10 protein-coding genes are annotated in these 13,185 nt (G+C 59.7%); 5 read left to right on the top strand and 5 right to left on the bottom strand.

Annotated features, from left to right (window positions below; genetic code table 11):
* Window positions 1–176: 176 nt before the first annotated feature.
* Window positions 177–1,268, top strand: a complete 1,092-nt coding sequence (locus DES53_RS13765; protein ID WP_245958172.1) for an alpha/beta hydrolase — start codon at window positions 177–179, stop codon at window positions 1,266–1,268.
* Here the strand turns inward: DES53_RS13765 and DES53_RS13760 are convergent.
* The gene (locus tag DES53_RS13760) at window positions 1,204–2,028 is read right to left on the bottom strand and encodes a transglutaminase-like domain-containing protein (protein ID WP_113958846.1); all 825 of its coding nucleotides are present in this window, start codon (window positions 2,026–2,028) and stop codon (window positions 1,204–1,206) included. The genes DES53_RS13765 and DES53_RS13760 overlap by 65 nt on opposite strands.
* Window positions 2,029–2,737: 709 nt before the next feature.
* Here DES53_RS13760 and DES53_RS13755 point away from each other — a divergent pair.
* From DES53_RS13755 to DES53_RS13745, 3 genes are all read left to right on the top strand, one after another.
* Entirely contained in the window at window positions 2,738–3,487 is a 750-nt protein-coding gene (locus tag DES53_RS13755) for a hypothetical protein (protein WP_113958845.1), read from the top strand.
* A 100-nt stretch (window positions 3,488–3,587) separates the two neighbouring features.
* The gene (locus DES53_RS13750; RefSeq protein WP_113958844.1) at window positions 3,588–4,904 is read left to right on the top strand and encodes a hypothetical protein; all 1,317 of its coding nucleotides are present in this window, start codon (window positions 3,588–3,590) and stop codon (window positions 4,902–4,904) included.
* Window positions 4,905–5,103: 199 nt separating this feature from the next.
* Window positions 5,104–6,120 (top strand): SMP-30/gluconolactonase/LRE family protein, encoded by a 1,017-nt coding sequence (locus DES53_RS13745; RefSeq protein WP_113958843.1) that lies wholly within the window; start codon window positions 5,104–5,106, stop codon window positions 6,118–6,120.
* Between the two features lie 153 nt (window positions 6,121–6,273).
* Here DES53_RS13745 and DES53_RS13740 read toward each other — a convergent pair whose 3' ends face one another.
* Window positions 6,274–6,858, bottom strand: coding sequence for a YdeI/OmpD-associated family protein (locus DES53_RS13740; protein ID WP_170157099.1), 585 nt, complete (start codon window positions 6,856–6,858; stop codon window positions 6,274–6,276).
* A gap of 217 nt (window positions 6,859–7,075) precedes the next feature.
* Between DES53_RS13740 and DES53_RS13735 the strand changes: the two genes are divergently transcribed.
* The gene (locus DES53_RS13735; protein WP_147263398.1) at window positions 7,076–7,336 is read left to right on the top strand and encodes a neuropeptide-like protein 29; all 261 of its coding nucleotides are present in this window, start codon (window positions 7,076–7,078) and stop codon (window positions 7,334–7,336) included.
* A 79-nt stretch (window positions 7,337–7,415) separates the two neighbouring features.
* Here the strand turns inward: DES53_RS13735 and DES53_RS13730 are convergent, their stop codons facing one another.
* The 3 genes from DES53_RS13730 to DES53_RS13720 form a co-directional block, all read right to left on the bottom strand.
* Window positions 7,416–8,423 (bottom strand): DUF6807 domain-containing protein, encoded by a 1,008-nt coding sequence (locus DES53_RS13730; protein ID WP_113958840.1) that lies wholly within the window; start codon window positions 8,421–8,423, stop codon window positions 7,416–7,418.
* A gap of 64 nt (window positions 8,424–8,487) precedes the next feature.
* Complete coding sequence (locus tag DES53_RS13725; RefSeq protein ID WP_170157098.1) at window positions 8,488–11,586, bottom strand: PVC-type heme-binding CxxCH protein; 3,099 nt, start codon at window positions 11,584–11,586, stop codon at window positions 8,488–8,490.
* A gap of 261 nt (window positions 11,587–11,847) precedes the next feature.
* Window positions 11,848–13,116, bottom strand: a complete 1,269-nt coding sequence (locus DES53_RS13720; protein WP_170157097.1) for an outer membrane protein assembly factor BamB family protein — start codon at window positions 13,114–13,116, stop codon at window positions 11,848–11,850.
* Window positions 13,117–13,185: the final 69 nt, after the last annotated feature.

Genomic DNA, 13,185 nt, shown 5'->3' with positions numbered 1-13,185 from the left:
TCTGGCAGGAATGCATGTGCACCGGTTGCTCCGTGTGACACACGGTCCGGACCATGTGTGCGTCCACGAAGGCCTGCAAACAATCTTCTTGCCTTGAAAGGGCACGCCTCCGCGTGATGCCCAAAGCATGGCGAAAGCTTCGCGCTCCCAGGCCGTTTAGCACTCTCCGCATCCGTATGAAACTCAGCATCTCTCTTCCGGCCCTGCTCCTTCTCGGCCTGGCACTTCCTCTCGTCGCTGCCGAACCGGCCAAGCCTGCCGAGGCCACGCCCACGGTTGCGAAACCCGAGAATGCGCCCGCCAAGCCCCTGCCTCCCCTGCCGCCACCCACACAGGCAAACGTCCCCTACGGCACCCATGAGCGGCAAGTGCTGGATTTTTACCAGGCGAAGTCAGACAAGCCTACCCCGCTCCTCTTTTTCATCCATGGCGGTGGCTGGGTGAATGGCAGCAAGGAACGCCCCGGCAGTCTGGTGCAGTGCTTGGACGCAGGCATCTCGGTCGTCTCCATCAACTACCGCCTCACCACCCAAGCCCAGCTCGCCGGTGTAAAAACACCCGTGGAGTGGCCGCTCAAGGATGCGGCACGTGCCCTGCAGTTCGTACGCAGCAAAGCGAAGGAGTGGAACATCGACAAGGCACGCATCGCCGCCTCTGGAGGCTCCGCGGGCGCGTGTTCCAGCCTGTGGCTCGCCTTTGTGCCAGACATGGCGGATCCGAAGAGCAGCGATCCCATCGCCCGTGAATCCACCCGTCTGTGGTGCGCGGCGGTGAGCGGCGCGCAGACCACGCTCGATCCGCAGCAGATGAAGGAGTGGACGCCGAACAGCCGCTACGGTGGCCACGCCTTCGGCTTCATGCCGGACCCGAAGGACCTCAAGACACGCGACACGCAATTCGCCACCTTCCTTGCCGCGCGTGATCAGTTGCTTCCCGAGATCAACAAATACTCCCCATATGCGCACGTCTCCCCGGACGATCCGCCCATCTACATGACCTATGCTGCGAAGCCCGAACTCGGCAAGGAGCAAAGGGATCCCACGCACACCGCAAACTTTGGCGTGAAACTGCAGGAGCGGCTGCGTGAGGTAAGCGTGCCCAGCGAACTCGTGTATCCCGGCGCTCCGTATGTGCAGCACGCGCAGATTCACGAATACATCATTGAGAAACTGAAAGCACCCTCCGCGATCGAGTGTTGCCAGGCTACAGGACCTCAGGCGGAGTGGGCCTTTCTCCTTCAGTCCTCTCACACACCGCTCCCACAGTGACCTTCATCTCAGTGCAGGTGAAGGCGCCGTATAGCGTAGCCTGCGCGACATCCGCGGCGTCGCGGCCATAGGCGATGACGATGCGGTTGCCCTTCGGTTCATCCTCGGTCGCGTCAAAGGTGAACCACCGCCCGCCGATGTACGCCTCATACCACGCATGCAGGTCCATCGGCTCCAGCTCGTGCAGGAATCCCACCACCATACGAGCAGGCACACTCACCGCACGACACAGGGCGATGCCGAGATGCGCGAAATCCCGGCACACCCCACGCTTCGTATTCACCGTCTCGAGCGCGGAGGTGGAGGCATTGCTGGTGCCGTACTCGTACTCGATGTTCTCATGCACCCAGTTCCGCAGCCGTGCGATTTGCTGGTAGGTACGCGGAACATTCCCTGTGATGGAATACGCGAGTCGCGAAAGCTTGTCTGACTGGCAGTAGCGACTCGGCAGCAGGTAGTGCAGCAGCTCCACCGGAAGCTGCGCCACCGGCACACGCTTCGCTGTAGGCATCGCGTCGATGTGATCCGGCACCGAAGCTCGGCAGGACATGGAGAAACGAAATTCCCCCTTCGGCATCACCACCCGCTGGCAGAGATTCCCGTAGAAGTCCGTGTACTCCACCACCGGCACCTGCGGGTCCAGCATGAATTCCTCCCTCATGATCCACTGCGCCCACCCGCTGCGCGGCCGCAGCATGAAGATGGCCGGCACCTCGGACTTGGTGGCGTAGGTGAGGGAGCAGGAGGCGTCGAGGGTCATGAACGAGGCAAAGTCCACACAGGAACAACGCCTGATGATCGCAGGAAGAACGGTGAATGGATGGCCGATGGTTTATTGATGGTTGTGCAATGAATGAGCACGACCACCGCGCTCACCTGTGCCTTGCACGCGCTGGCATCGCGCCCTGAAGGGGTGCAGGAGCCGCAGAGCGCATGTGAGTCAGGTGGATGAAATAGGAATAGTTGCAACAGGGTGGTGGCAGTGTGCGCGCTCTCTCGTCGCACCAAGTCGCTTTGCGTCGTGGAGTGCGCGTGGTCCCGCCATGCGGGACCTCCCTGGAGGCGACGACACCGCTATGAACGGAGAAAGCCAGTCCTGATGTGCCCTAGAACTATGGTGGAATCCAGCAGCCGGAGCCTCCTGCGAGCATCTTGGAATTTAGAACGTGATTCTGTGCCATGATGTTTATCCTCTCCGATGAAAGCGGTGTCGCGCTTGAGCGCTTGCCGCCGCACTCCAAGACGCAAAGCGCTGTTTCCAGGTACCAGATGAAAATGCACTACGGTCATCGTTCGACACGTCCACGGTTCTCCATCCCTTAACCCGACGCACATGCGTAGCCCCCCAAAGCAAGATGCAGAAGGCATCGATTGCACGATTGGCACGCCATGGGCATCATGGCACGCAGCCACCCCGCCTGTTCGATATGCATTCGGTTACCCGCCTACGTCTTCTCCTGTCAGCCTCGATGGTGCTTTCAGCAGCACTCAGTCTGCGTGCTCCGCTCACGGCCAATCCCATTGCCATCACCCACGATGTCTATATCGCTTCAGAAGCGCTGCACGTGAAGGTGGATGCCGAAGCGGCACATATCGATGGAAGTTTTCGATTCAAGTCGGCGCTCAAAAAAGGAGACTTCGGTGAGGACTCGGATGTGTTCATTTCGATTCCAGTCTGGATCCCAGCGAAGGCTTCCCAAGGTGATGCGACCGTCGCATCCTTGTTGAAAACTCTGGAGTCCGCCGACGACCATTACAAACTCGAAGGTCCCCTGCGCCAGGCGTGGAGCGAGGCCATCGGATTGAAACTCACGATCGGAAATCGCGATGTGCCCATCGGGAATCTCAGAGTTTCCAATCCCATGTCCCGCAGCAAAAGGAAATACACCTCCGCAGCATGGCGGCATGAGGGGTGGATTCTGTCCTTCGCGGACGTGGGATTTTCCCCGGCTCTTCTGCGCGGCTCACCTGAAGTCCACATTCGCTATCGTCAACCGCTACGCAAGACGAAGGCCGGTGCTGAATTCCTTTATCTGCCTGAATTCCATGACCTGCCAGAGGGCTCCACCACGAAGGATTTGGAGAAATTCGCGATGAAGTTGCAGGCACAGCAAGGCGTCTCCCTCGCCATGGGCGGAGTCATCATTCCCGCTGGGCATTCTGCCCGGTTGCCGCTCTCGCATCAGCAGCCCATCAAGCTCCTAGTCACCACACCCTGACCCCGCCTCCGGCGCCAAGCAGTGCGGCACGCATCACAAAAGATGCGCATGACATGCAGCGTATAGTATCTTGTCTGCCCCCCCTAGACACGTGCGCTGAATGTCCCCTCGTTCCCTGTCCTCCCTCACCCCTGCCCTGCTGCTGCTGTCGTTGCTTCTGAGCACGGCTGCCGTTGTACGTGCAGGTGTGCCTGAGCAGCAGGCGATTGTGGAAGGCGCGAATGACCCGGTGGCCGCCCTGTGGCAGCGGATGCAACGCGGCGAGGCGAAGCTCGATGCCACGAGTGAGAAGACCTTCCTCGCCAGCGTGCTTCGTGAGCTGAAGATTCCCGTGGAGTCCCAGGTGCTCGTCTTCTCCAAGACCAGCCTGCAGAACAGCCACATCACCCCGCGCACCCCGCGTGCGGTCTATTTCAATGAAGAGTGCTACGTGGGCTGGGTGCAGGGCATGGGTGGTGTGATGGAACTCATCGGCATGGATGGCGAGCGCGGCCCACAGTTCTACACACTTACCATCCCCACACAGAAGGATGAGAAGCCGGAACTGGGCCGCAGTGAGCAGTGCTTCTCCTGCCATGAAGGCTCACGCACAGGCAATGTGAAAGGCATGCTGGTGCGCTCCGTGTACACAGACGCGAGCGGGCAACCGCAACTGCAGGACGGCTCCTTCCTCAGCACGCATGAGAGCCCGCTGCATGAGCGCTGGGGTGGCTGGTATGTGACCGGCCGCCATGGCAATGACCTGCACATGGGCAACGTGACCGCGACGGTGGATGAAAACTCGCAGACGCGCGACATCCGCCTGGACCGCAAGGCCGGTGCGAACGTGCTGGACCTTTCGCCCTACATCGACATCCGCTCGTATCTCACCGGTAGCAGCGATCTCGTGGCCCTCATGGTGCTGGAGCATCAGTGCACCATGCACAACCTGCTGACCGCTGCGAATGAGCAGTGCCGCCAGGCCATGCTGCGCCAGCATGAGTTTCAGAAAGCCTTCGGTGAAAAGGTGACGGATTCTCCCCAAGGCTCCGCACTCGGCGTCTTCAACAGTCATGTGGACAAGCTGCTGCATCACCTGCTCTTCTGCGGCGAATACGAATTGAAGGACGATGGCGTGGAGGGCGCCGTGGCCTTCCAGGATGCCTTCCGCGCCAACCGCAAGGAGAATGCCGGGGGCCGCTCGCTCAAGGATTTCCAGCTTCGCACGCGTCTCTTCAAGGATCGCTGCAGTTACATGATTTACTCGAATTCGTTTGAGGCGCTGCCACCGCAGCTCAAGACGATGCTCTATACCCGCCTGCTGGCTGTTCTGAATGGCACAGATGCGTCCCCGGACTTCGCCCATCTCTCCGCCTCCGAGCGCGAGAACATTCTCTCCATCCTGCGGGAGACGAAGAAGGATTTTCCGCGGCAATAGCCAACGTAGCTCGCGAGTCCCTTCGCGAGTTTCCTTAAGACGCTCCATTCCCTTAGACCGCCGCTTTACGGAGGAGGCTACCTATCACCCGATGTATAGGAGCCCTGAAAAAACCTCGCGAAGGGACTCGCGAGCTACGTTGACCTGTCTCCTCGCCTTTTTCCCTCGCGAGACCTCGTCAGCCCGCTAGCATTCCTCCATGCGTCTGCCCACCCACCTCCTGCTTCCCGCCCTCGCCGCGGTGCTCGCCTCCTGCGCCGGTACCACCTCTCCCCTCGCCCCCAATGCCAAAGCCCATGACCACGGGAAGATTGGCGCCGGCGAAGGACCGGCATGGAAGGAAGGCTCGCTCTACTTCACAGATGGCTCGCACATCAACCGGTTTGATACGAAGACGGGGAAGACATCGGTCTTTCGCAGCAACTGTGGTTCCCCCAACGGGCTCCTTTTCGACACGAACGGTTATCTCATTGCCTGTGAATCCAAAGGACGACGCCTTGTACGCCATGAAGGTAAAGTCACGACATTGGGGTTCACTGGGACAGGTTGTACAGGCTCTGCGAACTTGAACTCAAACCCAAAGGTCACCGTCCTCGCCGACCGCTACGAAGGCCATCGCTTCAACGCACCCAACGATGTCACCACGGACTCGAAGGGCCGCATCTACTTCACCGACCCACGCTACGGCGACCGCAGCACCATGGAGATGCGCGACTCCAAAGGACGTCTCGTGGAGGGTGTGTATCGCGTGGACGCTCCCGGGAAGGTCACCCGCATTCTCGGTCCCGATGACGTGGAGCGCCCCAACGGCATCCTCGTTTCGTATGATGACCACTACCTCTACGTCGCGGATAACAACAACAACACGCACGGCGGCGCACGGAAGCTGTGGCGCTTCGACCTCAAGCCGGATGGCTCTGTGCGCCCCGGCAGCCGCATCCTCATCTTTGACTGGAAGAACAGCCGCGGCCCCGATGGTGTGAAGATGGATGCCGTGGGCCGCCTCTACGTCGCCGCTGGTGTGAACAAGGCCAACCCTTACGAGACCAATGAATTCAAAGCGGGCTGCTACATCCTCTCGCCCTTCGGCAAACTCCTCGACTTCGTGCCCACCGCTCCCGATGAAGCCACCAACTGCGCCTTTGGCGGCCATGACGGCAGGACCCTCTACATCACTTCCGGCAATCACCTCTGGAGCGTGCCTCTGAAGAAGTAAATCCCCATGATGGTCCGCACACTCCGTGTGCGGTCAGGACGTCACTCACGCTGACCGCTCACAAGCAACCTGCAAGGTGTCTGTCTCCCACATCAGGCAGATGAACCCCTGCAGAGATTTCACCACCCGCTCAACGGAGTATTCGGACCACATTCACACATACTCGTCCCCGAGCTTCCGTCCCTCGCCCAGCCGCGTCATTGCCTTCTCCAGCCTTCGCTGCATCGTCACCTCCTGCTTCGCGCTGCCGATCCACTCGCAGTAGTCACGTCGCGCAGAGGGTGATAGCGAATCAAAGAACTTCTTCGCGCGTGGATCACCACGCAACGCCTCCGCCAGCACCACGGGCACTGGCAGGTCCGGCCTCTTCGTACGAGCCTTGGCTCCACCTTCTGCATCCACTTTCGCGGCCGCTTTTACCAGGGTCGTAAGCGGCTTCACCTTCACGTCCTCCATCGAGAAGAACTGCACGTTGCGCGATGTCGCATTGTCCAGGCCATGGTTGAAGACACCCCCGGGATCCGGCACCTGCGCTCCGCGAAAGAAGAACAGGTTCACGTGCTTCTGGAATGCACCAATCCCGCATACCACGCCCTTGCCCTTGTAGCTCGGTCCACCCCACCGTATTCCCTCTTCCAGGTGCGGAGCGGCCTTGAGGACGATCTCGCGCAGCTTCTCGCAGATGGGCCGCATCGCGGCGTTCGTCTCCTTCAGGTAACGTTCTATCTCGGCATGCATGGATGTGTACAGCAGTGTGGCGCATCGACTTCGCGTTCGTGCCCAGCGTGAATCATGGATGCCATTCTGGCGATGAAAAAGAACCTTTCCGGAGATCCATGCGCCAACTCCCTGCGAAACATTAGATAGAGAGCGCACGAGACGCTCCATGGCGTTTTGCCATGCCCCGAGTTCCTCCGCTCTCCGAACCAAATCCAACTTTCCAAGGAGAGTCCCCATGAAAAAGACCCGATTTTTCATTCTCGCCAGTCTTGCCGCTGCCACGCTCGGCCTGAGTAGCTGTGTGGTCGATGATGACTACGACGGTGGATACGCCTATGTGGAGCGTCCCTACTACCGCGACTACTACTACGGCCCACGCCCTCGCTACTACCATCGTACTTACAGTGACGGCTACTACCACCACGGCCCCATAGGCCATGTGCGCGGCAACCTCCATGCCGCCCGAGCGGACGTGCACAATGCGATCTTCCACTAACGCGCCCAACAAAACGCCCGCTTGATGCTGCGAGGCACTCAAGCGGGCTGAGTTGATACACCGGAAGGAGACTCTTCGACTACGGCAGCTTTTCGTACGCCGCAAAAGCCTCGTCCAGCTTCGCGGAAGCGGTATCACCTTCGTGAAAGATGAGCCGATGACGAAGAGTCACGCTCTCACCGGCCTTCAAGATGAAGGTGCCGTCCGCGGCTGACTTGTCCAGATTCTTGGTGCCAAAGGGATTTGCGGTGAAGAGACCATAGTCACGCACATGCCAGGGTGTGGGGTACCGGAAGCTCTTCGGATGGTTCAGCATGGCCACGCCATACACCTTGCCATTCACGGGACCGTAGTAGTCGCACCATTTGGCATTCTTGCCCCAGGCATCAACATCTTTGATGCCATCGCTGTTTACAATGCTGCCGGACTTCTTTCCTTTTTCCGGAGCCACAGCCATGCTGGTGGGAACACGGATGCTGAAGCCGGCGTCCTTGCGATCTTCAAAGGTCACGGGTGCGTCTGTCGCCTTGAAAGTCACATCGTAGTCGATGACAAGTCGGCCATCAATGACCTGCAACACGATGGTGCGGGTGTCTTCGAATTCCTTCTTCCCCTGCGGGTTGTTGTGGTCCGTCACGGAGACGATGGTCGCTTTATCACCTTCCGCCTTGAGTTCCTTGAACTCGCGATGCTTCTGCGCTCCCACTTTGGTGAGACGCTCCTGGGCCTTCTTGTCTTTCGGCCGTTCCTCGAAGGTGGTCTTCTCCGCCCACGTATCGAAGCCGTTTGTCGCCTCATGGCCGAGACAGATGCCACGATGGTGCGGGTGGTCCCACTGCTCGCCGTCCACCTTCTGCATGGGGTACGCGCGTGTCATGGGCGTGCCATGGGGAGGAATCACGGGGAAGAGGTAGGGCTTGTTCGCCTGGTCCACCACGTACTCGGTCACCAGCTTGCCGTCATACTTCACGATGGCGCCGCCGCTGGCGGTCTTCTCAATGGAGAATCCCTTGTCCGCAGCCGCTGCCGGAGCAGCGAGGGAGACCAGGGCGAGCAGGAGGATGGAGGGGAGAGCTGGAATCTTCATGATGGATGAAAAGCAGGGCCAGGGCCCGGACTGTGGTATACGCCGGAGCCGGGCAGTTCTCACGTCATTCGACAATCATCACACCTTTCATCACAAGATAGTGCCCCGGGAAGGAGCAGAGGTAGGGGTAGCGACCGGGTGCTTTCGGCGCGTGGAAGCGGAGCGTTTCCATCTCCCCCTGTTTCAGCATCAGGCTGGCCTGGATGATCTTATCCGACTTGGGTGTGAAGTTCATGGTGGCCAGCGCCTCGGGCTGCTTTGCCATCTCAATCGCGGCAAGGCCCACCTCGTCCTCCGAGCCTGGCTGCACGATGAGCAGGTTATGCGGGGTGGCATCCGTGTTGTCGAACACCAGCTTCACCGGCGCACCGGCCTTCACGGTGAATTCAGTGACGGTGAAAAGCATGCGCTCCGCCACGGTGCCGATGCGCACCACCGTGGGATTCAGCTTGTCGAAGGGGTCGGGCTTTTCCTTGGCACGCTTCTTCTTCGGCTCGCTGTCGGCGTAGAATTTCTTCAGGTCCTCGCGGGCCGCGAATTCCGCATTTGAGCTCCATGCCGGCTTGAGAGCATCAAGAGACGTCCGCAGCGCATAGGTAGTGTAGCTGTCCATGGGATGCTTGAGCAGGTCCATCACAGCCACCGCCGAACTCAATCTGGGATGGTAGCTGGCAGTGATGGCGGCCTCGAGCCGTACCAGTCCGCTCGGGTCGTTGCACCCTTTCCGGAGCTTGTCGAGATTGGTTCCAGCCATCCCCGAAAAGCTTTCGTCGGGCAGCAAACGGCGCACTTCACGCATGGCAGCGGCGCGCACGTGTGGATTGGGCGACTGAAGCAACTTGGCCAGCAGGACGGACTTCTCCTCATTGTCCTTTGAAGTCACGAATATGCAGGGCCCATCAGCGGGTTTTACAATGAGGACATCGTGCGGAGCCTCCTCACCGGTGCAAGTGTGATACACCCAAAGTGCTTCCAGCTTGTGATGTTCTGCATCGGGGTCCTTTTCGTCAAGCGCAGCAACCCACTTGTCCAGCGCTGTCTTGACTTCACGCGGCTCCCTCATCCGCAATTCCATCTTCGCGGTGTAGCGCGTGCGGTATTCATACGCCTTCAGAAGGTCAAGCAGCTTCTCGATGGGCTCTCCGGCTATCTTCGGCGCTTCATCCAGCGGGCGCCCCTTCGCGGTGACACGCCAGATGCGACCGGCGGTCTTGTCTCGCCGTGTGTCGCGCAGAGAGTATTGCATGTGGCCCTTCACGGGATTGAACCAGTCGCAAATGTAGAGGTCACCACGCGGACCGAAGCGCACATCCACCGGGATGAAGGAGAGATTCGTGCTCTGCCACAGGTGGCCGATGAGCTTCTCCTCGAAGTGCGTATCATGCTCCACCCACTGGTGCAGTTCCACCACATTCGTGGGCTTGTAGCGCACGCGCACAAAGCAGCCCTGCAACTCCTCCGGGAAGTGTTTCGTGTAGATGAACTCCTGCCCGCAGGTGCCGCTGTAGGCCGGGAAATAATCTCCCGCAGGCACATGCTGCTCGGGATAGGGACGGTTCAATGCATGCGCCGCACTGGCGAAGACGGGATGGCTTCCGAGGTGCCAACCCCATTTGTCAAAAGTCAGACCCCATGGATTCGTACTCATGTAGCTGCCGAAGCCTGTGAGCTTCTGCGTGCGCGGATTGAAACGGAAGAAGGAGCTGTCCCGTGCGCGCACCGGGCCGTAGGGCGTCTCCACACTACTGTGGTGGAAGATGCTCTCGCGGAAGATGAGGTCACCATCCGGGGTCCACGTGAAGTCATGCAGCGAGTGGTGCGAATCCTCCGTACCGAATCCCGTGAGCACGATGCTGCGTGAGTCCATCTCGTCATCCCCATCCGCATCATGCAGGAAGGTGAGATGCGGCTGCTCGCTGCAATACAGTCCACCCTTCGCAAACTCGAAGGAGAGCGGGATGTTCAGCCCCTCGGCGAAGACCTTGCACGTGTCCGCTTTGCCATCCTGATTGGTATCTTCCAGGATCACAATCTTGTCATTGGGCTCCTGCCCCGGCGTCACCTGTGGATACGTCGTGGAGCATGAAACCCACAGACGCCCCTTCGTATCCCACCGCATCTGGATGGGCTTCGCTAGGTCCGGGAACTGTTCCTCAGAGGCGAAGAGATTCACCTCGAAGCGCGGGTCCACACGGAAGGCATCCTTCTCGCCCGCTGGCGTGGCCCATTCATTGATGGGGCGGTCACCGGTGATCTTCGGCAGAGGAGTGGTCTTGCTGTCATCCACCAGGTCCGGCACGTCCTTGCCCTGGGCGATATCCCACGCACGGCGTTCGCGAACGGCAGTCATCTCCTCCAGCTTCTGCAGTTCCCCGGGGAAGTTCACCACGCCGTACGGCTCCTTCCTTCCACCGGTGATGTAGAAGAGATTCAGCGGGCGGTATTTCCGCAGGAAGTGGCGGTTCTTGTCTTCGATGGCTGCCTTCAGTTTTGCGGGAACCTCCTTTGGGGTCTCGTCGAAGAGACCGTGGAAGAGGAGTTCGCCGAACTGCCGGTAGCCTGCATCGGTGAGGTGGATGCTGTTGTAGGTGACGGGCGCACCTGGAGCAGTACGTTTTTGATACTCCTCACGCAGAGGATTGAAGGCATCCACGAAGCCCACGCCCATCTCTTCCGCCACATGCTTCATGGTGTACACGTAGGGACTCAGACGCTCATTTCCCGCGTAGGCCCCCGGGAGATTGGCATCACCAATTTCCTCCTGGGGTATGGGCGACACGAGCACGATGACTGGTGCGGATTTTCCGTTGTACTGGTGCGCGCGCAGGCCCGCGAGAAAGATGCGCAGGTTGTGCTCAAAGTCTGCCAGCCCCTCCTTGCCGCGGAACGACTCATTGAAACCATACCCCGCGATGATGATGTCCGCCTTGGCCTCCGCGAGATGCTTGTGCAGGTCGCCATAGTCCTGAGGTCGCGGCTGCACCGTGATTTCATCTCCAGGCCACGCGAGGGTGCGGATGACCGGCTCTTCGTTCGCAAAGCGCTGCAGCACCATACCCTCGAACCACGCATGCTCCTGCATGCGCTCCATGAGTGTGCTGCCAATGATGACAATGCGTGTGCCCTTCTTCACCTCCAATGGAAGCGAAAAGGCAGTGTGCAAGGCGAGCCCTGCGAATAATGCTATGACAAGGAGGCGGCCCATGGCTGAGACCCTGTAAACTGCGCAAAGAGGCAGGATGTTTCAGCCACCACCCACCCCGTATCAACTCATATTACTTCTTCACTTCAAACTACCACCGCTAATGCCGTCATCTTCCGCCTCTTTTCGTTTAAGCAGAATTGCCTCCGGGCTCCATCACGTCCTGACGTACAGGCATCCACCTTTGCTGCTCCGCTGCTTTGCGTTTCTCTTCTCCAGCCGCTACTTCGCCAGCAGATCCACCGCCACCAGTTGCCGGTCATCTCGTGCGTACAGCACGCCATTTGAATAGGCGGCGTAGGACCGGTGACCGCCTCTCAAGATTTGTTCCTGGGCTTTCCGATTGAACTTCTCAGGCGTGGCACTTACCACCCACAGTTCGCCGGCCTCGGTGAGCACAAGGAGCGTGTCCTGCACCAGCAACAAAGTCCCTCCCGGCACGCGGCCAGATTCCCACATCACCTTCCCATCGTCCGCTCGCACGCAGCGCAGATGCTGACCAAATTCCTGGCGGCCGTGGAAGCCATACAGATGCCCCTGATGATACACCGGAGTGCTGTAGTGGCACTCCAGCGCGTCATCCTTGTGCCACACACGGGTGAGCTTGCCGTTGGTACGCGTCCACCTCCACAGATCCGCGCCGACTCCATAGCCCGCACTGGTGAAGACTCGCTCACCTTCCATCCACACCTGCTGCGCGGCATTCACGGAGGCATCCATCTCCGAGCGCAGCGGCTTTTGCAGAAGGATTTTCCCATCGAGTGCCGATACGGCCACGAAGTTGTTCCGCATCCAGCAAAAGACCACGCCACCATGCAAGGCGGGTGAGGCGTAGCCGGCCTCATCATCCACTGCGTTCCAGAGCAGTTTTCCATCAGCGAGGTTCAGCGCGATCATGCCCGCAGGTCCTTGGGGAAGGCGCCCACCAGGCGTGAGGATCACACGATCATCAATGATGAGTGGCGAGCACGCGCGGCCAAAGAAGCCTTGCGGGGAGCCGGTCTCCTTCACAGAATCGTATTTCCAAAGCACCGCTCCGTTCTCGAGATTCAATGCATGCACCATGCCCTCGGCGCCGTGCACCACCACCTTCCCTTGCAACACTGCCGGACAGCCGCGTGGACCATCATCCATGCCAAAGCTGTCCTTGTACGTATTCTCATAGCTGAAGCGCCAGATGTCCGTGCCATCGCGCGCGCCGATGGCCTCGACCAGTGTCTTGTCACCCACGCGATGGAAAACGATCGCCTTCCCCTCCGCCACCACAGGTCCGGCGAAGCCGCTGCCCAGTGGGTGCGTCCAGAGCACTTTGGGGTTGAAGACCACGCCCTCGCCGGAGGGAAAGCTCTCTGAGGTCGACGCCCTGCCTTCACGCGCGGGGCCGAGGAACTGCGGCCAGTCTGCGGCGTGAATCAACGGTGCCGTCAGCAGCGACAGCAAGAACACCCAACCGGGCGCTGGGGTGAAATGCGAGCGAAAAGTCCGTGCCATGGATTCCATAGGACGGCATTACAATTCGCCTCAAATCCGCCTTTCGTCACCCGGTTTTCGTGGGTTGTG

The organism is Roseimicrobium gellanilyticum (genome assembly GCF_003315205.1).
In the GTDB taxonomy this organism is placed as follows: Bacteria; Verrucomicrobiota; Verrucomicrobiia; order Verrucomicrobiales; family Verrucomicrobiaceae; genus Roseimicrobium; species Roseimicrobium gellanilyticum.
This window is presented reverse-complemented; position numbering and strand designations above follow the sequence as displayed.